The following is a 22,135-nucleotide window of genomic DNA, read 5'->3' on the forward strand; positions in this document are numbered from 1 at the left end:
AGGGTCGTCAGCGCAGGCGCTCGCGCGCCACCATGGACAGCAGCACGATGGCCGCTGCGGCCGCGATGTGGCCGAACCAGGACACCAGCCCCAGCGACCAGGGCTCCACCTGCAGCGCCGCCCACAGCGACAGCGCCAGCAGCACCCAGCCGGCCGCGCGCAGGCGCCGGGTGCGGGCGGGTGGCAGTTCCTTGCCGAACAGGTCGCTCTGGTGGCGGTCCATGGCCAGGGCCAGGCAGGCGAAGGCGCCCAGGGCCAGCAGCTGACAGAACAGGTGGGCCATGCTCATGCGCTGGTCTCCGCTGCGGCGGCCGCTGCCGTGGCGGCTGCTGCAGTGGCGGCTGCCTTGGGCGCGGGCCGGGCGGCGCGCACCGGTTTGGCCTTGGGCTGGTGGCGCTGGGTGCGCAGGGCCAGATGGGCATGCAGTGCGGCCAGGGCCAGCAGCATGAGGTCCATGCCGGCGAACACCCAGTCGCCCGCGCGCAGGCTGGCCAAGAGGCCGCGATCCGTGGTCAGCGCGTTGAGCACGGGCAGCAGGGCCAGGGCGGCGGCGCCGGCCCACAGCAACTCGATCCAGGCCCGCTTGGCGGGCCGGCCCAGCGCCCAGAACAGGGTGGCGCCCCAGGCGATGAACATGGTGTGCACCTCCCACTCGGCGCGCTGGGCCATCTCCACCGGCAGCAGGCGGTTGGCCCAGAGCATGCCGGCCATGCCGATGGACAGGCCGGCGATGGTGGCGATGTTCAGCCGTTCCACGAGCCGGAAGCCGAAATGCGGCCTTTCCGGATCGGGCAGCTTGCTGCGCCGCTTCACGTTCCACAGCACCAGCCCCGTTCCCACCATGGCCGTGCCCGCAAGGCTGACGATGAAGTACAGCCAGCGCGTGGGCAGGTCGCCGAAGCGGCCCATGTGCAGCGCATAGAGCACGCCGCGCGTCTCGGCGGCGGCGCCCACGCTGTCCTGTGCCTGCAGCAGCTGGCCGCTGACGCCGTCGAACATCATGAACTGCGGGCTGATGGAGACGCGGCCGTTCTCGCCGCGGATGGCGGTCACGCGCGCATTGGCATCGCCGGGCAGGTTGACGTTCAGGCGTTCCACCTGGCCCGCGCCCCAGCGCTGCTCGGCCTGGCGAACCATGTCGGCCAGCGGTGCCAGGGGCGCGGCCTGGCCCGAGGGCTTGCCTGCGGGAACAAAGGCACTGAGCTGCTGGCCGGCCACCACGCGCTGCTCCGGCGTCATGGTGGTAGCCAGGCTGGCCCAGGGCATGTACATCAAGGCCAGCGTCACCAGCCCGGTGTACGTGATCATCAGGTGAAAGGGCAGGCCCAGCACGGACAGCGCGTTGTGCGCGTCCAGCCAGGAGCGCTGGCCCTTGCCCCAGCGGAAGGTGAAGAAGTCGGCAAAGATCTTCTTGTGCGTGATCACCCCGCTGACGATGGCCACCAGCATGAACATGGCGCACAGCCCCGCCAGATAGCGGCCCCAGAGCACGGGCATGTAGTGGAACTGGAAGTGGAAGCGGTAGAAGAACTCGCCGCCGCGCGTCTCGCGCACCGGGCCTTCGAGGCGCGTGCCGGTGGCCGGGTCGAAGCGGCCGTTCTCGAAGCGGCGCCTGGCGCCCTTTTCGGTCTGCGGCGGGCTCCAGAACACCGTGGCCACCGTGCTGCGCGCATCGGGCAGGTTGATCAGCCATTGCGGGCTTTGCGGCGCCACATGCGCCATGGCGTCGCCGATCCGCTGGGCCACGAGCGCGGGCTCGCTCGCCTGGCTCTGGTGCGGCTGCTCGGGCTGCATCCACTGCGTGATCTCGTTCCTGAAATAGCTCACCGTGCCCGTGAGGAACATGGCGTAGAGGAACCAGCCCAGCAGCAGGCCGACCCAGGTGTGCAGGTCGGACATGGTCTGGCGTATGCCGGGCGCCTTGGCGGCTTTCGCGGCCTTGGCGGGCTTGCCGGCCGTGTTCGTGGTGTCCGTGGTGTTCGTGGTGTTCGTGTTCATGCGCCCAGCCCCTTGCCCCAGGTCCACCATGCGACGGGCGCCAGCACCAGGGCGGCGACCAGCAGGCCGGCCCAGGCGCGCCAGGCGCTGCGCACGGCAAACACCCAGATCACCGCGCCCGCATAGACGGCAAAGCTCAGCAAGGTGCCCGAGATCGCCGCCTGCGTGCGGTCTGCGGGCAGGGCCAGCACGGCCACGCTGGCCAGCGCCGCCACGGCGTAGCCGCCAAACAGCGCGGCGAGGATGCGGGAGATCAGCGGCCAGTAGTCACGGAACCAGTCACGGAACCAGTCATGGGTGCGGGCAAGAGTGGGAGATGGCATGGCACGGGGCCTGGAAAGGCTCGAAAAACGCCGACAGAGGGGGCGGCGGTGGCGCGGATGTTATTTGAGAATAAGTCCCATTACAAGCAGCGCTGGCAAGCCGCACGCCTGCCGTCCCCAGCCGTCCATCAGCCGTCCCTCAGCCGGCCGGCAGCCGCATGCGTGCCTGCAGGTTCTCGAAGATCTGGCGCGTGACGGGGCTGATCACGTGGCTGCGGATGTACAGGCGATAGACCAGGTCCGGCAATGGCGGCATGCCGTCGCCCGCGCCCAGCACGCGCAGGCCCGGGTCGAGCTGCTCCACGCCGCGCGCCGTCACGCCCAGGCCGGCGCGCAGCGCCGCGCGTATGCCCACCAGGCTGGTGCAGGTGTGGCGCGGCGTCCAGGCGATGCCGGCCGCATCCAGCGCGTCGCAGCCCAGGCGGCGGAAGATGCTGGGCCCGTCGGCCATGACCAGGGGCACGGGCTTGCCCGGGTCATGGGCGTAGCCCGCGCCACACAGCCACACCGTGGGCGTGGAGCGCAGCGCAAAGCCCTCGAAGCCCTCATCCTCCCGGTTGGAGATGGCCAGGTCCAGCTCGCCCTGCCTGAGCGACTCCATCAGGAACGGGCTGCGCCCCACATGGATGTCGATCTGCATGCCGGGAAAGTTCAGCGCGATCTCCTGCAGCACGGGCGGAAGCATGTTGTCGGCCGCGTCGTGGGGTGCGCCGATGCGCACCAGGCCCTGCACCTGGCGGTGCTGCAGGTTGCGCAGGGCCTCGTCGTGGATGGCCAGCATGTGGCGCGCATAGCCCAGCAGGCGCTGGCCATGATCGGTGAGGCGTTTTTGCCGGCCCTGCTTCTCGAACAGCGCGTGGCCGATCTTCTCCTCCAGCCGCTGCATCTGCTGGGTGATGGCCGATTGCGTGCGCCCCATCTGCACGGCGGCGGCGGCAAAGCTGTCGTGGCTGGCAATTGCGGCCAGGGTGCGCAGCAGGTCCAGGTCAAGCGTCTCCATACTTCAATTTTATTGAAGTATTTATTGGGCATGCGTGGATTGTTGCGGGCCGGGCGCCTCACTACAGTGGACTTCGACGACGACAAGGAGCCCCCTTTGGACACCATCACCAACACCATCACCGAACAGCGCAGCGCCGCCGTGACAGCGGCCATCGACCACATGAAGCAGGCCATTGGCGAGGACGCGGCCACGCGCGCCAGCCTGGACGCCGTGCTCCAGCAACTGCTGGGCCTGGCCGCGCGCCGCGACTTCTGGCAGCAGGCCGACTACGCTGCACCCGAGCAGGGCGAGCACCAGGCGCGCTACCTGATCGCCGAGGACGCCGACCAGAGCTATGCGCTGTACCTCAACGTCATGCGCCCGGGCAAGCGCATCGTGCCGCACAACCACACGACCTGGGCCTGCATTGCCGCCGTGGAAGGCACGGAGCACAACCGCGTCTACGAGCGCACCGACGACGGCTCCGTCCCCGGCAAGGGCACGCTGCGCGAGACGGAACTCGTGGTGGTCGCACCAGGCCAGGGCATCGCCCTCATGCCCGAGGACATCCACTCCGTGGAGATCCAGGGCGAGCAGGTCATCCGCCACCTGCACATGTACGGCCGCGCGCTGGAGACGCTCAACGAGCGCACCAGCTACGACCTGGCCACCGGCACCTGCCACACCATGGCCATCGGCGTGCAGACGCGCCGCTGAGCCCCGGCCTTCCGGCCGCTGCCTTTCGCTTCCTGCCTTTTCACTGTCCATGCCGCAGCGCGCCCCACGGGGCGCGCGTGGCACGGCTTTGCCCGAAATTCCTTGCCGATCTTTTTCCCGGACCGCATGCAATGACCGCATCCATTGACGCCCACACCCTCAAATCCTGGCTGCACGACGGCCAGGAGATCGCGCTGCTCGACGTGCGCGAGCACGGCCAGTACGGCGAGTCGCACCTGTTCTACGCCACGCCCCTGCCCTACAGCCGGCTGGAGCTGGATGTGCCCCGCCTGGTGCCGCGCAGGCAGGTGCGCGTCGTCACCTACGACGGTGGCGAGGGCGATGCCAGCGCGGGCGTGGCCGAGCGTGCCGCGCGCCGCCTCCAAGCCCTGGGCTATACCCAGGTCGCCGTGCTCGAAGGCGGTGCCAAGGCCTGGAGCGCTGCGGGCTACACGCTGTTCGCCGGCGTGAACCTGCCCTCCAAGACCTTTGGCGAACTGGCCGAACACGCCTATGGCACGCCGCGCATCACGGCCCAGCAGCTGGCGGCGCGCCAGGCGGCGGGCCTGCCCCTGGTGGTGCTGGACGGCCGGCCCGTCTCCGAGTTCCACAAGATGAACATCCCCGGCGCCATCTGCTGCCCCAATGGCGAGCTGGCGCTGCGCGTGAGCCGCCTGGTGCCCGATGCGGCCACGCCCATCGTGGTCAATTGCGCGGGCCGCACGCGCTCCATCATCGGCGCGCAGACGCTGATCAACCTGGGTATTCCCAACCCCGTCTACGCGCTGGAGAACGGCACCCAGGGCTGGTACCTGGCCGACCTGCCGCTGGAGCACGGCGGCACGCACCGCTATGGCGACGACTCGGCCAGCAGCGCGCTGCAAGCCCAGGCCCGCGCCCTGGCCGAACGCTTCGATGTGCCCGAGGTCGATGCCGACACCGTGCGCGCCTGGAGCCGTGACGCGGAGCGCACGCTGTTCCTGTGCGATGTGCGCACGCCCGAGGAATTCAAGGCCGGCTCGCTGCCCGGCGCCCAGCACACGCCCGGCGGCCAGCTCATGCAGGCCGGCGACCAGTACGTGGGCGTGCGCGGTGCGCGCCTGGTGCTGTTCGACAGCGATGGCGTGCGCGCCCCCGTGGTGGCCAGCTGGCTGCGCCAGCTCGGCCATGACGCCTGCGTGCTGCGGGGCGGCCTGCAAAGCGGCCTGGACCTGTCGCCGGCCCAGCCGCCCCAGGTCCCCGCACTGGCAGGCATCACGGCGCAGGCCCTGCACGAGCGCATGCGCCAGGGCGAGGTGGCCGTGGTCGATCTGCGCGCGGGCATGAAGTACCGCGCAGGCCACATCGCCGGGGCCCGCTGGTCCATTCGCCCGTGCCTTGCCAGAGACCTTGCCGGCGAGACGCGCCAGATCGTGCTGGTGGCCGACGAGCCCGGCATGGCGCAATGGGCCGCACTGGAGCTGCAAGGCGCCGCGCCGCTGCTGCTGGAAGGCGGCCTGGCCGCATGGCAGCAGGCCGGCCTGCCCGTCGAGGCAACGCCCGACAGCCCCACCGATGTCGAGTGCATCGACTACCTGTTCTTCGTGCACGACCGCCACGACGGCAACAAGGAAGCGGCACGCCGCTACCTGGCCTGGGAGACGGGCCTGGTGCCCCAACTGGACGCGCAGGAACTGGCCGCCTTCCGCCTGCCGAGTGCATGAAGCTCCCCCTGAGCGGCTTCGCCGCTTCCCCCTCTCTCGCTGCGCGGGAGGGGGACGGCACCCTCGCTGCGGGGGCGGCCCTTGCTTGGTGCCCCTGGCCAAAGTCACGTCAGTTGCAAAGGCAGCGCCATATATCGCTGACTTGTCGTAGAGCGACATAAATCAGATCACATACCGACAGGAGACAAGACATGTTCGCAATCCCCACCCTGGCCAGGATGCTGGCCGCCGGCCTCGCGGCCCTGGCCATGCTCTCGCAGGCCACGGCCGAGCCGCTGGCTGCGCGCAACGGCTATCCGGCCCAGCCGATCCGCTTCATCTCGCCCTTCCCGCCGGGCGGCGGCAACGACGCCAGCACACGCTGGGTCACCACGCGGCTGACCGAGGCCACGGGCCAGCCCTCCGTGGTGGAAAACCGGGGCGGTGCGGGCGGCAACATCGGCGCCAAGGCCGTGGCCGAGGCCAAGCCCGATGGCTACACCGTGCTCACGGGCCAGGTCTCGCTGATGGCGGTGAACCCCGCGCTCTACAGCGCGCCGGGCTTCGATCCGCTCAAGAACTTCGTGCCCATCACGCAGATCAACGCGGCGCCGCTGGCCATCGTGGTGGCCTCGGCCTCGCCCCTCAAGAGCTTTGCCGACCTGGTGGCGCGCAGCAAGGGCGAGCCGGGCCGCGTCACCTATGCCACGCCCGGCAACGGCACGCTGTCGCACCTTGTGGGCGTGGTGCTGTCCAAGGAAAACGGCGTGCCCATGACCCATGTGCCCTACAAGGGCGCGGGGCCGGCCATCAACGATCTGCTGGGCCAGCAGGTCGATGTGCTGATCACCTCCACCTCGTCCGTGGCCGGCATGATCCAGGCGGGCCAGGTGCGCGCACTGGCCGTCACCAGCCCGCGCCGCATCGGCGTGTTCGGCAAGGTGCCCACGCTGGAGGAACTGGGCCTGCGCAATGCGCGCTTCGAGGACTGGTACGGCTTCTTCGCCCCCGCCGGCACGCCGCCTGAGCGCGTGGCCTATCTGCACGACGCCATCGTGCGCACCCTGCAACTGCCGGAAGTGACCAAGCTGGTCGTCGATGGCGGCAGCGAAGTCGTGGCCAATACGCCCGAGGCCTTTGCCGCCCAGCTGCGCCAGGACATGGAGCGCTGGTCGCGCGTGGTCAAGCTCTCGGGCGCGAAGATCGACTGATGGCTGCCGAACACGCCCCCGTGCCTGGATCATCGGCCTCTGGCGCCCCCGCGCTGGACCTGCAGACCCGGCTGCTGCATGCGGGCAAGCGCCCGGCCTATGCGGGCGGCACGGCCGTCAACCCGCCCCTGGTGCGCGCCAGCACCGTGCTGTTCGAGAGCACGGCACAGCAGCGCGAGATGCGCGAGCGCCGCGCTGGCGAGCGCATCTTCAGCTACGGCGCGCGCGGCACGCCCACCGGCTTTGCGCTGGAAGACGCCGTCAGCGAGCTGGAAGGCGCCCACCGCACGCGGCTGCTGCCCACGGGCCTGGCGGCCATCGGCATGGCCCTGCTCAGCTACCTGCGCCCCGGCGACCATGTGCTGCTGACCGACAGCGCCTACCAGCCCGTGCGCCACCTGGCCGTGCAATGGCTGCGGCCCTACGGCATCGAGTACGACTTCTTCGCGGCCGATGGCAGCGACGCCCAGGCGCGCATGCGCCCCAACACCCGCATGGTCTATGCCGAATGCCCGGGCTCCCTGGTCTACGAGATGTGCGACCTGCCCGCGCTGGCGGCCATGGCCCATGCGCGCGGCGCCCTGGTCGTGGCCGACAACACCTGGGGGTCGGGCTGCCAGTACCGGCCGCTGGCGCTGGGGGCCGATGTCTCGGTGATGGCGGCCACCAAGTACCTGTCGGGCCACTCCGACGTGATGATGGGCACCGTGGCCACCACCGAGGCCGCCTGGGAGCCGCTGGCCGCGCGCTGCGACGCCTTCGGCATGGCGGTCAGCCCCGACGATGCCTGGCTGGTGCTGCGCGGCATGCGCTCGCTGGCCGCGCGGCTGCAGATGCACGAGGCGCATGCGCTGGAGGTGGCGCACTGGCTGCAGCAGCACCCGGCCGTGGCCACCGTGTTCTGCCCCGCGCTGCCCACGCATCCCGGCCATGCGCTGTGGCTGCGCGACTGCCAGGGCACCAACGGCCTGGTGTCGCTGGAGCTGCAGCCCGGCACCGCCGAGGCCGCCGTGGACCGCTTCATCGACGGCCTGCGCCTCTTCGGCATCGGCGCCTCCTGGGGCGGCTACGAGAGCCTGGCGACGGCCGCGCACATGGCGCAGGCGCGCAGCGTCACCGACTGGAGTGCGCGCGGGCCCGTGGTGCGCCTGCACATCGGCCTGGAGTCGCCGCGCGACCTCATTGCCGACCTGGAGCAGGGGCTGGCGGCGCTCGACATGCCTGCCTGAGCGATCAGGCCCTCTGAGCGCGCGCCAGTTCGCCGGCCAGCGTCTGCACCAGCGCGGCGGCCGGCATCTCGCGCGCCAGCGGCGCACCCTGGCCGGCCCAGTGGGCTGCGTAGTCGGAGCTGCCCTGGGCCGAGGCCGCCTGGTGCAGGGCCTTGCCTGCGTCGTAGACGCGCGGGTAGTCGGGCAGGGCCTGGCCATGGCTGGCGCCCAGCGCATGCAGCCGGTTGACCATGCCGCGCGCCGGCCGGCCCGAGATGGCGGCGGTGATGCCTGTGTGGTGGGCGCGTTCGCTGCGCAGCTCGGCACGGTAGGCCGGGCTGGCGGACGATTCAGGGCAGAGGATGAAGGCCGTGCCCAGCTGCGCCGCACAGGCGCCCAGGCCCAGCGCGGCCGCAATGCCTTCGCCGTCCATGATGCCGCCGGCCGCGATCACCGGCAGGGTCGTGTTGCGCGCCAGCACGCGCACCAGGGCGAAGGTGCCCATCATGCGGTCCTGCGCGGGATCGAACGTGCCGCGGTGCCCCCCGGCCTCCACGCCCTGGGCCACGATGGCATCGACGCCGGCCTGCTCCACCTGGCGCGCCTCGTCCAGCGACGTGGCGCTGGCCAGGGTCACGATGCCGGCCGCGCGCAGCGCGTCGATGAAGCCCTGCTCAGGCAGCCCGAAATGAAAGCTCACCACGGCAGGCCGCTCCTGCAGCAGCATGGCCTGCAGCGCCGCGTTGCCGACGGCGGTGGCGTAGATCTCGTTGAGCGTGGCGGGCGGCTTGGCGCCGAAGCGCGCGAACTCGGGCGCCAGATGGGTCAGCCAGGCGGCCTCGCGCTGCGCATCGGCCCGGGCCGGCCGGTGGCAGAACAGGTTCACGTTGAAGGCGCCCGAGGTCAGCGCGCGCGTCTGCACGATCTGCTGGCGCGCCTGCTCCGTGCCGCTGGCGCCAATGCCCAGCGAGCCCAGGCCGCCCGCATCGGTGACGGCAGCCGCCAGCGCGGGCGTGGATGTGCCGGCCATGGGGGCCTGGATGATGGGATGGCGCATGCCCAGTCGGGCCATCCACGCGGTCTTTGCGGTGCTCATACGACTCCTTGTTTCCTGTCTCGAATCCACGCACTCATGCGGCGGCCTGCCGGCGCGCGCTGGCGCGGCTGGCGGCGATCATGAGCGTGCCCAGCAGCAGCGACACGCTGCCGATGACGAACAGGCGCTGGTACGAGCCCAGGCCCGCATAGCTCCAGGCCATGAAATATCCCGACACGGCCTGCATCAGCGCAAAGGCCGCCGTGGCATAGCCCCACATGCGCTTGTGCTGCACGGGGCCGATCAGCTGCATCAGGTAGCCCGAGGTAATGGCCGCCATGCCCGGCGACAGCGCGCCCACCAGAAAGGACGAGGTCGCATGACCCGCAAATCCCACCCAGAACAGCGGCATGGCAATGGCCAGGGTCTTGACCGCATAGGCGCCCGTGGTCGTGCCCCACCAGCCAAAGCGCGTGGCGCACAGCGAGGCCACCAGCGGCCCGGCAATGGCGCCCAGGCCGAACACGGCCCACTGCGTGGAGGCGTAGGCATCGCCCAACTGCAGCTCGCGCGCCAGGTAGTCCACCCAGAACACCGTGTGCGGCACAAAGCCGAAGGCGTCCGTCATATAGGCCAGCATCACCAGCACCACGGGCAGCGTCCACAGGGGGGCGGCACGGGCAGGTGGGGCATGGGGCGTGATGGCGATGGGCGCAGGCACCGGCAGCCGCCGCACATGGCGCCAGCCCAGCCAGCCGGCCCAGGCGCAGACCGCCGCCAGCGCCCACCAGACGGCGCCCAGGCTCTGGCGCGCCAGCAGCGGTATCAGCGTGGCCGACAGCAGGGCGCCGGCACCTATGCCGCAGAACATCAGCGGCCCCAGCGCCGCGCGCCGCTGCACGGGCGTGGCCGCCAGGGCCACCGAGGGGCCCAGCACCATCAGGATGGCGCCGCCAATGCCCGAGATGCAGCGCCAGGCAAAAAACCAGGGCATGGGCAGCGGCCAGGCGCAGGCCGCAAAGCTCAGCGCCAGGGCCACCCAGCACCACAGCAGCACGCGCAGCGCGCCCAGGCGTTCGGCCAGCGGCGCGGCGGCCAGCGCCCCGATCAGATAGCCGAGCAGGTTGGCCGCGCCCAGGTAGGCCACCTGCTCGCCGCTGAACCAGCCGGCATGCACCATCTGCGGCATCAGCGCCGTGTAGGCAAAGCGCGCCAGGCCGACGCCGCTGAGCGTGGCCATGAAGCCGGTCAGCAGCAGGGAAGTTTCGTTGCGTTGGATCACGGGAGTGGGCGCCATGCGGGGAGGATGGGCATACATTAGGCGCTGCCGCCCATCATGTCCAATGATTCAAAATGATGGCGTCGATCTCGATTGAAGATGGATGTCACTGGAGCCGCGATGCAACTGAAGTCCCTGCGCATGTTCCTGGCCGTCTGCGACAGCGGCAGCTTCGGCGCCGCCGCGCAGCAACTGCACACCGTGCAGTCCAACGTGACGGCCCATGTGAAAAAGCTCGAGGACGAGGCCGGCGTGCAACTGCTGGAGCGCAGCGCGCCCGTGCACGCCACGCCTGCCGGCCGCCTGCTGGAGCAATACGCGCGGCGCATGCTGGCCGACCATGACGAGGCGCTGGCCCTGCTGCAGGGCAGCGCCCGGGCCGCAGGCGCGCTGCGCATAGGCTCCATGGAAACCACGGCCGCGCTGCGCCTGCCGCCGCTGCTGGCGCGCCTGCACCAGGCCCAGCCCGGCCTGGACCTGGAGCTGCGCACGGCCACCACGGCCGAGCTGCTGGCCGACCCGCTTGCCGGGCGGCTGGACTGCGCCTTCGTCTCGGGCATGCCGCCCCAGTCCCGCCTGCAGGGCTGGCGCGTCTTCGAGGAGGAACTGGTCCTGGTCACCGCCTTCGCGCTGCCGCGCTTTCCCGATGCCGCCCAGCTCAGCGCCGTGCCCTTCCTGGCCTTCCGCCAGGGCTGCAGCTACCGCCAGCGCATCGAGCTGCTGCTGGCCGCGCGCGGCGTGGCCGCACGCATCATGGAAATGGGATCGCTGGACGCCATCCTCGGCTGCGTGGCCGCCGGCATGGGCTACGGCCTGCTGCCGCGCAGCGTGGTCCAGGCCCAGCAGCACCGCTTCGGCGTGCACATCACGGCCCTGCCCGGCGCACTCGCCCAGGAAGTCGCCCGCGTGGAAACCTGGTTCGTCGTGCCCGCGCGCCAGGGCTGGTCGCCTGCGCTGCGTGCGTGCGTGGAGGTGCTGGGGATCGACCAGGAGGTTGCGGCTGTCGATGCGCAAGGCCTGGTGCCTGCCGGCTCATGACGGCAACCGCAACACCCTCCGATACTGCATGGCCTCCGCCACATGCCCGGTCTCCACTGCCGCGCTGCCGGCCAAGTCGGCAATGGTGCGCGCCACCTTGAGCGCGCGGTGGGTGCTGCGGGCCGACCAGCCCAGGCGTGCGGCGGCCTTGTGGGCGAAGGCCAGGGCCTCGGGCGACAGGCCCAGGTGGTCGTCCAGGGCCTGGCCCTGGAGCTGGTGGTTGGCGCTGCCCTGGCGCTGCAGGGCCAGCGTGCGGGCCTGGACCACGCGCTCGCGCACGGCCTCGCTGGTTTCGCCCGAGCGCGCGGCCAGCAGCTCCTGCGGGGGCAGGGCGCCGACTTCCACATGCAGGTCGATGCGGTCCAGCAGCGGGCCGCTGATGCGCGCCTGGTAGCGCGCCACCTTGTCGGGCGTGCAGCGGCAGCGCTGCACCGTCGACCCCCAATGGCCGCAGGGGCAGGGATTCATGGCCGCGACGAGCTGAAAGCGCGCGGGGAATTCGCAGCGCTGGGCGGCTCTGGCGATGGTGATCTGGCCGGTCTCCAGCGGCTCGCGCAGCGCCTCCAGCGCGCTGCGTGCGAACTCGGGGAATTCATCGAGGAAGAGTACGCCGTGGTGGGACTGCGAAATCTCGCCGGGGCGCGGTGGCGAGCCTCCTCCGACCAGGGCCACGGCACTGGCCGTGTGATGCGGGCTGGCCGTGGGACGCTGGCGCCAGCGCTCGGGCGTGAAGCGGCCGGCCAGGCTGGCGATGGCGGCGGCCTCCAGCGCCTCGTCATCGCTCATGGGCGGAAGCAGGTCGGCAAAGCGCTGGGCCAGCATGGACTTGCCCGAGCCCGGCGGCCCCACCAGCAGCAGGCCGTGGCCTCCGGCCGCAGCGATTTCCAGCGCGCGCCGCGCCTGTGCCTGGCCGCGCACCTCGGCCAGGTCCAGGCTGCTGCGCACGGCGACGGCGGGCTGCGGCTGCACCGCATGCCAGCCCGGGCCGGGGCAGGGCCGGGCATCGCTGGCTGCCGGCAGATCGTCGGTGCTGTCGGTGCTGTCGATGTCATGGGCGCCATCGGCATCCTCGCCGTTGCCAGTGTCGTCGGCACCGTCCGTTTCCTGCTCCGCCTGCACCAGGGCATTGGCCGAGCGTGTGATGAAGCGGCGCACCACGTCCAGCAGGTGGTGCGCGCAGAACACCTGGGCCGATGGCACGAAGGCCGCCTCCTGCGCGCTGCCCGGTGGCAGGACCAGGCGGGCGCCGTCCTGCTGGCGGTGCAGGGCCAGGGCCGTGGCCAGCGCGCCGCGCACGGGCCGCAGCGCGCCCGACAGCGACAGCTCGCCCGCGAATTCGTAGTCGGCCAGCGCATCGCCATTGATCTGCCCGCTGGCCGCAAGAATGCCCAGCGCAATCGGCAGGTCGAAGCGCCCCGAATCCTTGGGCAGGTCGGCGGGTGCCAGGTTGACGATGATGCGTTTGTTGCTAGGGAACTCCAGCCCGGAATTCAGCAGCGCCGAGCGCACGCGTTCACGCGCTTCCTTGACCTCGACATCGGCCAGACCCACCAGCGTGAACGACGGCAGGCCGTTGGCCAGATGCACTTCCACGGTGACACGTGGGGCGGCCAGCCCCAGCAGCGCACGACTTTGAACCAGGGCCAGACCCATGGGCACCTCGCAGAAACGACAGACACAAAGCCAGACACAAAGGAAGAGGCCGCCAGCGGTGCTGCGGCCTCGGTGGGCCAGTATGGCCAGGGTGCGGTGGGGTGGGGGCGCTATCGCGGCAATCTCAGAATAGTCCGATGCCCGCGCCGCAAAAATCAGAACAGCCTGATCTTTCCTGGATGAGTCTTGCTCGACTGCCGCATCGTGCGGGTACCGGCCTCCTCTGTGAAAACACTTGTTTTCTGACCAGTCAATCACTCGCCTTCATCATTCGCTTTCGAGAGCGGGAATAGAAGGCGTATCCGTTGTCATTCCTTACCAGGAAGAGATGATCTCATTTGCAAAGAAAAGAGTGGTGTGCCAGCGTAATTCTTGATAGACATCACTTGCGACATGCCAATGCGTGGAGATGAATGGCTCGAGGGATTCGGTTGCTATCAATTTATCGTCTCTATCTTCCGGCGCATTGGTTTTAATTCCTGACTTCGAGTCGTGGTTATTCGTGCTGGTACAGGTTTAAGAGGAACAATGCTTTGGCGCATGGCCAGATTCAAAAAAAACAGTCATGTCCTCAGCACCTCCATCGTTTATGGAGACTCCATCATTGATTCGCATGCCATCCAATTCGATCTTTGAATGTCGAATTGGATGTGGTGTTGTCTTTGAATGTAATTAATTCCCATGCCAATACTTCACGTCTTTGTAGAAGGCGCAGTGCGATTCCATGTTGTCTTGGCAGGCCATTGATGCTTTCGCAGGGAGGAAAGATGTTGAATCGAATGAGAGTTTTCGGGCGTTTTGAGGGTGTAGCTGCACTCCATCGGCGTGTCTTGGAGACACGGCGGTTGATCAAGTCCGCCATGCTCCTTGGCTGTGCCACCTTTTTTCTGTATGTCAGGTGCGTTTGCGCAAGGGTCCAATGACACCAGCCTTCCCAGCATTCCCGATTTTTTCCAACAAAAGGGACTGCCTCGCGCACAGGGCGTGGAAGCCCAGTCCACCAATGAGCTGATCAATACCTTCACAGGAAAGCTCCAGTACCACTTCACTGACTTGCTCCTTCCTGGAAATGGCGGTATGGATCTGGCCATTCGGAGAAGCTACAACAGCATTGACGATCCTCTGGCGACGCCCGCTAACTGGGCAAGCTATGAGTACAGCCCCATTGGATTGGGCTGGACCATGCATATGGGGAGGGTGATCCGGGGGGCCAACAAAGCCATCTGCTCTGCATCCTGGGCCTCGGCTGCGGCCAATCCCGTGCTGGAGTTGCCCGACGGGAGCCGGCAGATCCTGTATGAGTACTACGAGGCCGGTGCCAGTACGCCCACCTGGCTTACCAAGGACTTCTGGCGTGCCAAGTGCCACAGTGGATTTTTGCATGTGCAGTCTCCCGATGGCACCACGTACGAAATGACAGCGATGGGGCATTCTTTCGGCGAGCCGGGCAGCCTGCAGCGAACGTTCTATGCGGGGCGGATCGTTGATCGCAATGGCAACTGGTTCAACCTGAGCTACAACTTTTTGCCGATTGGCGTCTATGCACTGAGCCAGATCACCACCAGCGATGGACGCTCCGTCTCGTTTGCATACAGCGGATCGACCTTGGCCAGCATCACGGACACCTTGTCCAACCAGGTATGGCAGTACACGGTGGGTGCAGGATCGGCGGGGCATGTGCAACTGAATCGCGTGCAGCGGCCCGATGGCCTTTCGTGGACGTACGCCTACCGGACAGGGACGCCCGGCACAGGTTCGATGAGCCGTATCGGGTACCCCGGCGGGGCCACCATCGACTATGTCTACAGCCATGTGGATTTCAGGGCAGGAACAACACGCAGCGGAAACAGCACCGTTGTCTCCAGCAAAACCGCCAGTACCAATACGCCAGATGGCAAGTCCGGCACATGGAACTGGACGTATGAAGTGGCGACCGACGAGCTGCCCTATACGGTCAATGGATCGCAATACACCTATACCTATGGGGTACCGCCCGATGTGCGCTCACAGGTGAATGTGACGACCGTGACGGATCCGCTGGGCAAAGCGACGGAGCACTTCCACTTGGGCGTGCATTCCGTGCGCGTGGTCCCGACGGACGTGGGCCTGCTGATGGGCAGCGTCAGCGAGTCGGAAAACACGCTTTTCGGCTACGCATCCGTGCCGATCTCCGAGCAGCAGGACGTGGTGGCCAACTATTTCTCGAACAGCTACTTTTATCCTGCTGCGGCGATCGTCCGTGAACAGTACCGCTTCCGGCCAGGCGAGACGTTTGTGATCTCGAGGTCCGGCCATGACGAGTGGGGAAATCCTTCCTTCATCGATGAAACCGGAACGAACAATGACCGGACCTACACCCGGCAGACCGAGTTGACCCACAACGTCAACACAAGCAAGTGGTTGTTGCGCCAGGTGAGCAATGCGTTGGTGACGGTAGGGGCTCAGACCCATGCCACCACGCGGCAGTTCGATGGCAACGGCAATCTGCAGTCGCAAACGGTTGCCGGCGTGCCGACCTCCTTCACCTATCACAGCACAGGTGACGTACACACCACCACCAATGCCAAGGGGCAGGTGACAACGTACAACAGCTACCTGCGAGGCATCCCCCGCAGCGAGTCGCAGCCAGAAGGCGTGGCTATTTCACGAAACGTCGATGCTGCGGGCAATGTCACATCGATCACCAACGGGCGCGGCAAAACGACAACGTACACCTACGATGGGCTGAATCGTCCGACGTCCATCACAAAGCCCATCGGCACCCCCATCTCGATCACCTGGGGCGCTACGACCCGCCAGGTGCAGCGAGGGGGGATGACGGACAAAGCCACGTTTGATGGGCTGGGTCGCCAGCTGCGCCGCGAGGTCAGTGCGGCAGGGGAGACGCCCATCTGGGTCGACTTCAGCTATGACATGCTGGGGCGGCGCCTCTACCAGTCCTATCCGAACAGCTCCAAGGGAACGGGGTTTCGCTATGACACACTGGGGCGGGTGGTACAGACGCTGCACGGCAACCCCGTGGGCACCAACTCCGCCAATGTCATTGAGGAGACCTTCTACGACAGCCTGCAGGTGCTTCGCTACGACACCACGAACCGGGCATCGCTCGTGTGGTTCCGCGCTTTTGGCAACCCGCAGGAGCAGCACGCCGTGCGCTCGCTTGCCGGGGAAATATCCGCCCAGGGCATGTATGTGGACTACGACGTGGCCATGACCCGTGACCTGCTGGGGCAGATGACGACGGCCACGATGGGAGGCAAGGCACGAACCTACGGCTACGACAGTCGCTACTACCTGGTTCCACGCGCTGATCCTGAAACTGGCACGACGGTGCTCGGACGCGACGCGCTGGGCAACATGACCAGCAAGAGCATAGGCACCCAGCCCGCAACAACCTATGCCTACGATGGCCGAAATCGCCTGACAGGCATCACGTACCCGAGTTCCGAGCAGCCCGGCGTTCCCAATGCATCTGGTGTCACGCGCACATACAACGGCAACGACCTTGTGACAGGCATCAGCGGTGGCGGTGTCGTGCGCGGATTCGACTACGACGACGGAGACAATCTGATTGCAGAAGAGCTGGCGATGGGGGGCGCCACCCAGCAGGTCTCATACACCTACAACTCCAGCGAAGCACTGGCCAGCATCACCTATCCCTCGGGGCACAAAGTGCAGTACAGCCCGGATGCGTTTGGCAGGGCCCGTGCCGTGCTGCCCTATGTGAACCAGGTTCACTACCATCCCAACGGCATGCCCAGTGAGCTTCACTATGCCAACGGCGTTGTGTCCACCATGAGCGTCAATGATCGCCAGTGGCCTGCCGGCCTCAAGATGGCGCGTGCCGGAAGCAGTTTCATTGACAGTACCTATGCGTATGACCCGGTGGGCAATCTCACCGGCATCAACGATTCGGCGGACTCCGCATATTCGCGCTACTTCGAGTACGACAAGCTCAACCGACTCACACTGGACAACGACGTAGGCGGATACCGGGAGTATTTCTACGACGGGTTTGGGAACATCACCCATGTGGCCCAACCGGGATCGCTGCGTACCTACTCCTATGCCGCAACCTCGGGGCTGCTCACAGGTGTTTCAGGCGGCGGTCTAAGCCGTGCATACCAGTACGACTCTGCCGGTAACGTCAAGGACGATGGAGTCTTGACATTTGGCCATGACCGGGCCAACAACCTGCGCTGCATCGCCTGCACGGCCGCCGTGCCCACTGCGCACACCTACGACGGGGACAACATGCGCGTGCAGACAAGCGATGCCGCGGGAACGACGCAGTACCTGCATGGCCAGCAAGGCCTGTTGCTGCAGACGCTGGTACCTGGCGTGGAGCGCAAGGAACACATCTATCTGGGTCGTCGCCAAGTGGCGCAGCGACGTGTGGTGGACTGAGGGCACAGGAGGAGAAACGCCATGACATCAACGCATATCCATTCATCGCGCGGTAGCCGGCCTGTCAACTGGTTGCCCCGGCTGGGGCTGCTGCTGGCCTTGAGCCCCTTGGCCTCCCTGGCCGCCGCGCCGCAAGATGGCACAGAGCCGCATAGCCGGCCGATGCCGGAGCAAAAGCTGGAGGCTGCGCCCCTGCTGCAGGCTATCAAACCGCAGGCGGCCAAGCCCGTGTCCCGCACCCTCTCTGGTCGCGGCTGCCAGGTGGACGCAGCTGCACAGTTGCCCGGGCCCCGACCGAGCATGGCCCCCAACGAAAAGGCAAGTGCCCATGGCAATCATGGCTGCGCTCCCCTGAGAAAGGGGCCAGCTTCCACATTTGAGGTCCAACCCTCTGCCACTCCTCATGGCCGATCAGGTGGATTCGAGCATGGCGGCATGCAGCCATTGGCGCTCCTGGAGAGAGCGGCATCGGCGCGCGTTCCCCCGACGGCCGTGGCCATCGCATCCGGTGAGTATGGACGCGCAAACATGCTTGTTCCGAACTTGCCGACGGCTGCCACCGGTGGGGACGTTCTTGTTCGTGCGCAAGCTGCGGGCGAGCCAGTCGGCATACCGACACTGTCGCAAGGGGGGCTGGTCCTGCTGGCCACCTTGGTAGGGGCGGCCAGCATGTGCATGTCGCGCAAGCGCGCCTGATCTGGGCGGAGCCGGGGCCTGGGCGATCGATTCCCAAGGCGCCTGCTCCCATAGCAATCACGTCTTTAGGCCGGCATGGGCAAATGCTGCGCTATCCACCGTTGCTGCACAGGTGCGGCGGTTGTATCGACCGCAGTGCTGTGCCGCGCCATCCAGGCTATTCGGAGGCAATATGTACTCAAACGATAAACAGGGTCTGTGGCACGCATGGCTCAGCGTGACGCTGATGGCGCTGTCGCAATGGCCTGGCGCGCTTCGGTCCAGAGCCAGGGGCCTTTGGCTTCGGATCGCGCTGCCGCTGATGCTCGGCTGTGCGCTGTTGGGGGCGACAAGCGCTGCCAGTGCGGCCACCGAAACGGTCACCTACATCCATACCGATGTCAGCGGCAGCCCGCTGGCGGCCACGGACAGCAATGGCGCCGTGGTCTGGAAGGAAAGCTACCGGGCCTATGGTGAACGCTGGCTGCAGCAGTCTGGTACTGGCCAGCAGACGCAGTGGTTCCATGGCAAGGAGCAGGACGCGGGAACGGGCCTGCAGTACTTCGGCGCCCGCTACTACGACCCCGAGGTAGGGCGTTTTCTGGGGGTGGATCCCGTGGATTTCCAGGAAGGAAATCTGCACAGCTTCAATCGGTTCGCCTACGGGAACAACAATCCGGTCAAATACAAGGATCCTGACGGGGGGTATGCTGAGGCTGCTGTGGAAGCTCTAAGCTTGGCCATAGGGATCGATAGCTTTCGCCAAAATTTCAATGCGGGAAATCGGCTTGCGGCAACCGTGGATGGTCTTGGTGTTGCCGCCGACGTTATCTTAACGGCTTTGCCTGGAATCCCCGGTGTTGCGGGGTTGGGGATTAAGTCCCTTCGAGAAGGAGGGGAGCTAGCTGCGAAGCGATCAGGCGCATTTACAGAAATTTCTATCGAAGCAAAAGCCACAAGAAATAGTGCTCATCAGTTGAATGTTGGCTCAACTCAGGCTCAAGCAATTGAGAATCTTGCTTCAAACGGATATGCTAAGACGATGTCAAAAGATGGCACCGTAACTATTATGATATCAGGAGATAAAACCTACAGATTCTATCCTCAGTCAACGGGGGGAGGAGTTGCCGGAGCGAAATCAGGAGTGCCTTCTGCATCGGTGTCGATTAATGACAACATTGTTACGAAATTACGTTTCGTTGGAGAATAAATTGCCCACGAAGAGCCAGGAATCAGAATTGATGAGTGTATTCGTCGAAGGAAAACAGCTTCCCGAACAGATATTTCTTGAAAAATTTGGAAGCTATATGTTCTTTGACGCTGATATTGGCTCTTCTAAAGAAATGCTGAATGCTATTATGGGTCTGATATTTGCTGAATTTGGTGGGGATATGAGTGTCAAAGTTTTTTCTAGTGCAAATTGGAGGTTGTTGGGTATTGTAGAAAAAGAAATAGAATGGGGGGGTGAAATATCTGGTATTGGAAAAGCTTTGCGTGATTCTGGGGAGTATGGTGGGATAATCTTATTGGACAGTCTTCACCGTTGGGTTGCTTATCAGAGTCGTCCTGTTGATATGGGGGTTTTGGCTATTAATGGATCGGTAAATGTTTGTGACGATGATTTTTTCAGCTGCCAAGATATTGCTTCATGGCTTGAGATGAAAACGGATAGAGATAAAAGTTTGGTGAAGGGTTTCGGGAAAAGATTCTTGCAGGCGTTAATCAAGGAATATGGGTAGGGGCCCCAAGTCTGAATTGCAATAATTCGCTATGTTAGTGTCAAGTCCCGGCTGGTTATAAACCTGATTCTTGAATAATGCTGGCTTTTTACGTACCAATCTTTCAAGGCCTGGACAGGCGAGATGTGATTGAGCGCCCGCCGTGGGATCTGATGATTGTACGTCTTCGCATAGTTCATTAACGTGGCTTTCAACTGGGCTGCCGAGGCAAAACGCGGCTGATGAAGCACTTCGCTGATCCTGCCGTTGAAACGCTCGACCATGCCATTAGTTTGCGGGTGACGTGGTGGGCATAGGCGATGCTCAATGCCCAGCGCTTTGCATCGCACATCGAACTTGTGAAGTCCGCCGGCCTGTCGTTTCTTGTTCCTGAATCGATCCGTGAACTGGCTGCCGTTATCCGTGAGTAGCCTGACGATTTTCATGGGTGCGGCCCGCTCCAGGCGGCTCAGGAAGTCCACGCTGCTGTCCTCGCTTTGATCCGGGTAGATGCACATGAACACCCAGCGTGTGGCTCGGTCGATGGCAACGAACAGGGGAGATGCAGTCAATGAATTTATTTAAAGGCACTTCGGAACGGGCGGATCAATATGTCATTGACTTGCGATGAGCTGCGCAAAGCAATTTCCGCTCGCGATGGCCAGGAGATTGTTAGAGTTCTTGAACCAAGAGTAATCGCAGGAGAGACCACTGAAGCAGAAAGCCTCTTGTGTGGAATAGTGCTACTTATGCCTCCTATAGCGGATTATGCTGCAGCAGCCAGAATTTTTGCGAAAGTCATAAAGGGAAGTCGCCGTCTGGAAGCAGCGGTATGGGATGCGTATCGTTTCGCAGTGCTCATGCCGGTTGGTTCTCAGTCTTTTGAGGAAGTTTTGAAAGAGAATAAAAATTCTGCCATTGCTGCTCATATGCGGAGTATGGTGGCGGCTGCGAATTCCGATTTGTCTCTGGCTTTAGAGGAAAGCAGACTATCACGCTCTCTGAGAGTTTTTCCATTCAACGCGATTTACGGATTGAAAAATGATTTTGACTTGGATATTGATGAAAAGATCGATCTGTGGAGAAGTATCAATGATTTGGTTGTGAGTAAATCGGCTGAACTTGATGCTGCTCCGTTAACAGTTGAGGGGGTCTTGCAAAGTTATTGGGAAAATTTAATTGTTGGAACGAGAGTTACTAGTTGTTTGTGGGATGATTATTGCAAAATGTTTAATGATTATTATTGGTTGCAGTACTAATCGAATTATATCTTACTTAATTAAAAAGGTTTCAATGTTTAGTGGTTGGGGCCTATTTTTGCTGTGAACTAAATCAGTTGAGGTAAACAATGACTTCAGCTGCTATTCAAGTGCTAGTATGGGCGGTTCTGAAATGGAAATTCTGAGATTTATCAATCGTGTAATGCAGAACGGACGTTTGGACGGTACTTTCTCAGTTTGGGATAAGAGAGATTGGATTCCTTGGGGGACATTCTGCAGTCGATAGGCTATGGATTTTTCATGACTTTTTGATGGCCCAGTATTCTATAAGCAACCGAGTTTTGCTTCTTGACGCTTCAGACTGTCAATAATGAACATGGGGATGCAAACGTGCTTGTTTCGAACTCTCCGGCGGCTGCTGCAGACGGGGAAGTTATTATTCGTGTGCATTTTGTGAGCAAGTGATTCGGCATACTGTCGTGAGGAGGGCTCCAAAATGCATTTGGCAATAGATGTCACGTACTCCGCAACTAAACTTTCTTAAAGACGGGGATTGCATGTCGACGTTGATGATATTTATAGATTGGGCACGTCATATAAAAATCAGAAAAACAAAAGAAATGAGGGAGATAAAACTGACGGAAAGTGCAACCACTGAAAATCCGTCAGCGCGCATTGATATAGATATGGAGGGAACAGTCTCGAGAATTACCTGCTGGGAAACAGGGGACTATGATGCAGAGGTTATTGATTTTGATGCTGAGCAAACAATTTATTCAATTCATGGAACTCTGCAGGTAGGTAAATCTATGAGCGATCAATTCCTGCAATTTTTTGAGGCGATAGGTCTTGAGGTCGAATAGTTGGCAGCCTTTTGTTGCTACAAAAGATGAAGCGGCTGGGTGTGCCGGATACTGCTGCGGGGAGGCAGATGCTCTCGGAGCACTTAGATGTTCAGGTGCTTGTAGCGCAGACGGTTGAGCAGGCT

The 22,135-nt window shown here is 64.3% G+C and carries 18 protein-coding genes and 1 pseudogene; 11 read left to right on the plus strand and 8 right to left on the minus strand.

The window, feature by feature from the left end; all coding sequences use genetic code 11:
* Window positions 1-7 precede the first annotated feature (7 nt).
* From ACFPFG_RS19795 to ACFPFG_RS19810, 4 genes are all read right to left on the minus strand, one after another.
* Window positions 8-289: a DUF3325 domain-containing protein gene (locus ACFPFG_RS19795; RefSeq protein ID WP_183021253.1), complete on the minus strand. Its 282-nt coding sequence runs from the start codon at window positions 287-289 to the stop codon at window positions 8-10.
* On the minus strand, window positions 286-1,998 hold the full coding sequence (locus ACFPFG_RS19800; RefSeq protein ID WP_380107928.1) for a PepSY-associated TM helix domain-containing protein: 1,713 nt from the start codon (window positions 1,996-1,998) through the stop codon (window positions 286-288). Before ACFPFG_RS19800 ends, ACFPFG_RS19795 begins: the two co-directional genes overlap by 4 nt.
* Window positions 1,995-2,321, minus strand: a complete 327-nt coding sequence (locus tag ACFPFG_RS19805) for a DUF3649 domain-containing protein (protein ID WP_183021255.1) — start codon at window positions 2,319-2,321, stop codon at window positions 1,995-1,997. Before ACFPFG_RS19805 ends, ACFPFG_RS19800 begins: the two co-directional genes overlap by 4 nt.
* Window positions 2,322-2,460: 139 nt before the next feature.
* Window positions 2,461-3,321 (minus strand): LysR substrate-binding domain-containing protein, encoded by an 861-nt coding sequence (locus tag ACFPFG_RS19810; RefSeq protein ID WP_183021256.1) that lies wholly within the window; start codon window positions 3,319-3,321, stop codon window positions 2,461-2,463.
* A 162-nt stretch (window positions 3,322-3,483) separates the two neighbouring features.
* Between ACFPFG_RS19810 and ACFPFG_RS19815 the strand changes: the two genes are divergently transcribed.
* From ACFPFG_RS19815 to metC, 4 genes are all read left to right on the plus strand, one after another.
* Entirely contained in the window at window positions 3,484-4,020 is a 537-nt protein-coding gene (locus ACFPFG_RS19815; RefSeq protein ID WP_380110302.1) for a cysteine dioxygenase family protein, read from the plus strand.
* A gap of 131 nt (window positions 4,021-4,151) precedes the next feature.
* Window positions 4,152-5,723: a rhodanese-like domain-containing protein gene (locus ACFPFG_RS19820; RefSeq protein WP_380107930.1), complete on the plus strand. Its 1,572-nt coding sequence runs from the start codon at window positions 4,152-4,154 to the stop codon at window positions 5,721-5,723.
* A 191-nt stretch (window positions 5,724-5,914) separates the two neighbouring features.
* Window positions 5,915-6,913, plus strand: a complete 999-nt coding sequence (locus ACFPFG_RS19825) for a Bug family tripartite tricarboxylate transporter substrate binding protein (RefSeq protein WP_063327748.1) — start codon at window positions 5,915-5,917, stop codon at window positions 6,911-6,913.
* Window positions 6,913-8,142 carry a cystathionine beta-lyase gene (metC, locus tag ACFPFG_RS19830; protein ID WP_312373677.1) on the plus strand — a complete coding sequence of 410 codons (1,230 nt, stop codon included), beginning with the start codon at window positions 6,913-6,915 and terminating at the stop codon, window positions 8,140-8,142. Before ACFPFG_RS19825 ends, metC begins: the two co-directional genes overlap by 1 nt.
* A 4-nt stretch (window positions 8,143-8,146) precedes the next feature.
* Here metC and ACFPFG_RS19835 read toward each other — a convergent pair whose 3' ends face one another.
* Together ACFPFG_RS19835 and ACFPFG_RS19840 are read right to left on the minus strand one after the other, a co-directional pair.
* On the minus strand, window positions 8,147-9,217 hold the full coding sequence (locus tag ACFPFG_RS19835) for an NAD(P)H-dependent flavin oxidoreductase (RefSeq protein WP_380107932.1): 1,071 nt from the start codon (window positions 9,215-9,217) through the stop codon (window positions 8,147-8,149).
* A gap of 34 nt (window positions 9,218-9,251) precedes the next feature.
* On the minus strand, window positions 9,252-10,454 hold the full coding sequence (locus ACFPFG_RS19840) for a YbfB/YjiJ family MFS transporter (RefSeq protein ID WP_183021261.1): 1,203 nt from the start codon (window positions 10,452-10,454) through the stop codon (window positions 9,252-9,254).
* Window positions 10,455-10,556: 102 nt separating this feature from the next.
* On the opposite strand from ACFPFG_RS19840, the gene ACFPFG_RS19845 reads away from it, so the two are divergent.
* Window positions 10,557-11,474, plus strand: a complete 918-nt coding sequence (locus tag ACFPFG_RS19845; RefSeq protein ID WP_380107934.1) for a LysR family transcriptional regulator — start codon at window positions 10,557-10,559, stop codon at window positions 11,472-11,474.
* Here ACFPFG_RS19845 and ACFPFG_RS19850 read toward each other — a convergent pair.
* Window positions 11,469-13,127 (minus strand): YifB family Mg chelatase-like AAA ATPase, encoded by a 1,659-nt coding sequence (locus tag ACFPFG_RS19850; protein WP_312373685.1) that lies wholly within the window; start codon window positions 13,125-13,127, stop codon window positions 11,469-11,471. The two genes, ACFPFG_RS19845 and ACFPFG_RS19850, sit on opposite strands and share 6 nt — an antisense overlap.
* Before the next feature lie 984 nt (window positions 13,128-14,111).
* Between ACFPFG_RS19850 and ACFPFG_RS19855 the strand changes: the two genes are divergently transcribed.
* From ACFPFG_RS19855 to ACFPFG_RS19870, 4 genes are all read left to right on the plus strand, one after another.
* Window positions 14,112-17,534, plus strand: a complete 3,423-nt coding sequence (locus ACFPFG_RS19855; protein WP_380107936.1) for a hypothetical protein — start codon at window positions 14,112-14,114, stop codon at window positions 17,532-17,534.
* A gap of 528 nt (window positions 17,535-18,062) precedes the next feature.
* On the plus strand, window positions 18,063-18,230 hold the full coding sequence (locus ACFPFG_RS19860) for an IPTL-CTERM sorting domain-containing protein (RefSeq protein WP_380110304.1): 168 nt from the start codon (window positions 18,063-18,065) through the stop codon (window positions 18,228-18,230).
* 172 nt (window positions 18,231-18,402) lie between these two features.
* Window positions 18,403-19,419, plus strand: coding sequence for an RHS repeat domain-containing protein (locus ACFPFG_RS19865; protein WP_312373688.1), 1,017 nt, complete (start codon window positions 18,403-18,405; stop codon window positions 19,417-19,419).
* Between the two features lie 31 nt (window positions 19,420-19,450).
* Window positions 19,451-19,948 carry a hypothetical protein gene (locus ACFPFG_RS19870; protein ID WP_312373690.1) on the plus strand — a complete coding sequence of 166 codons (498 nt, stop codon included), beginning with the start codon at window positions 19,451-19,453 and terminating at the stop codon, window positions 19,946-19,948.
* Here the strand turns inward: ACFPFG_RS19870 and ACFPFG_RS19875 are convergent.
* Window positions 19,928-20,484: pseudogene (locus ACFPFG_RS19875) on the minus strand (integrase core domain-containing protein); the annotation flags it as partial. The gene ACFPFG_RS19870 and the pseudogene ACFPFG_RS19875 sit on opposite strands and share 21 nt — an antisense overlap.
* Window positions 20,485-20,538: 54 nt before the next feature.
* On the opposite strand from ACFPFG_RS19875, the gene ACFPFG_RS19880 reads away from it, so the two are divergent.
* Window positions 20,539-21,186 (plus strand): hypothetical protein, encoded by a 648-nt coding sequence (locus ACFPFG_RS19880; protein WP_380107938.1) that lies wholly within the window; start codon window positions 20,539-20,541, stop codon window positions 21,184-21,186.
* A 518-nt stretch (window positions 21,187-21,704) separates the two neighbouring features.
* Complete coding sequence (locus ACFPFG_RS19885) at window positions 21,705-22,010, plus strand: immunity protein TriTu family protein (RefSeq protein WP_380107940.1); 306 nt, start codon at window positions 21,705-21,707, stop codon at window positions 22,008-22,010.
* Window positions 22,011-22,135 lie beyond the last annotated feature (125 nt).

Source organism: Delftia deserti (genome assembly GCF_042653485.1).
Classification (GTDB): domain Bacteria; phylum Pseudomonadota; class Gammaproteobacteria; order Burkholderiales; family Burkholderiaceae_C; genus Comamonas; species Comamonas acidovorans.

Excerpts from the sequence above, each read along its gene's own strand:
- ACFPFG_RS19835 (WP_380107932.1), bottom strand. The coding sequence starts at position 9,217 with ATGAGCACCGCAAAGACCGCGTGGATGGCCCGACTGGGCATGCGCCAT.
- ACFPFG_RS19885 (WP_380107940.1), top strand. The coding sequence starts at position 21,705 with ATGTCGACGTTGATGATATTTATAGATTGGGCACGTCATATAAAAATC.
- ACFPFG_RS19840 (WP_183021261.1), bottom strand. The coding sequence starts at position 10,454 with ATGGCGCCCACTCCCGTGATCCAACGCAACGAAACTTCCCTGCTGCTG.
- ACFPFG_RS19850 (WP_312373685.1), bottom strand. The coding sequence starts at position 13,127 with ATGGGTCTGGCCCTGGTTCAAAGTCGTGCGCTGCTGGGGCTGGCCGCC.
- ACFPFG_RS19815 (WP_380110302.1), top strand. The coding sequence starts at position 3,484 with ATGAAGCAGGCCATTGGCGAGGACGCGGCCACGCGCGCCAGCCTGGAC.
- ACFPFG_RS19825 (WP_063327748.1), top strand. The coding sequence starts at position 5,915 with ATGTTCGCAATCCCCACCCTGGCCAGGATGCTGGCCGCCGGCCTCGCG.
- metC (WP_312373677.1), top strand. The coding sequence starts at position 6,913 with ATGGCTGCCGAACACGCCCCCGTGCCTGGATCATCGGCCTCTGGCGCC.
- ACFPFG_RS19820 (WP_380107930.1), top strand. The coding sequence starts at position 4,152 with ATGACCGCATCCATTGACGCCCACACCCTCAAATCCTGGCTGCACGAC.
- ACFPFG_RS19810 (WP_183021256.1), bottom strand. The coding sequence starts at position 3,321 with ATGGAGACGCTTGACCTGGACCTGCTGCGCACCCTGGCCGCAATTGCC.
- ACFPFG_RS19860 (WP_380110304.1), top strand. The coding sequence starts at position 18,063 with ATGCTTGTTCCGAACTTGCCGACGGCTGCCACCGGTGGGGACGTTCTT.
- ACFPFG_RS19845 (WP_380107934.1), top strand. The coding sequence starts at position 10,557 with ATGCAACTGAAGTCCCTGCGCATGTTCCTGGCCGTCTGCGACAGCGGC.
- ACFPFG_RS19865 (WP_312373688.1), top strand. The coding sequence starts at position 18,403 with ATGTACTCAAACGATAAACAGGGTCTGTGGCACGCATGGCTCAGCGTG.
- ACFPFG_RS19805 (WP_183021255.1), bottom strand. The coding sequence starts at position 2,321 with ATGCCATCTCCCACTCTTGCCCGCACCCATGACTGGTTCCGTGACTGG.
- ACFPFG_RS19870 (WP_312373690.1), top strand. The coding sequence starts at position 19,451 with ATGAGTGTATTCGTCGAAGGAAAACAGCTTCCCGAACAGATATTTCTT.
- ACFPFG_RS19800 (WP_380107928.1), bottom strand. The coding sequence starts at position 1,998 with ATGAACACGAACACCACGAACACCACGGACACCACGAACACGGCCGGC.
- ACFPFG_RS19795 (WP_183021253.1), bottom strand. The coding sequence starts at position 289 with ATGAGCATGGCCCACCTGTTCTGTCAGCTGCTGGCCCTGGGCGCCTTC.
- ACFPFG_RS19880 (WP_380107938.1), top strand. The coding sequence starts at position 20,539 with ATGTCATTGACTTGCGATGAGCTGCGCAAAGCAATTTCCGCTCGCGAT.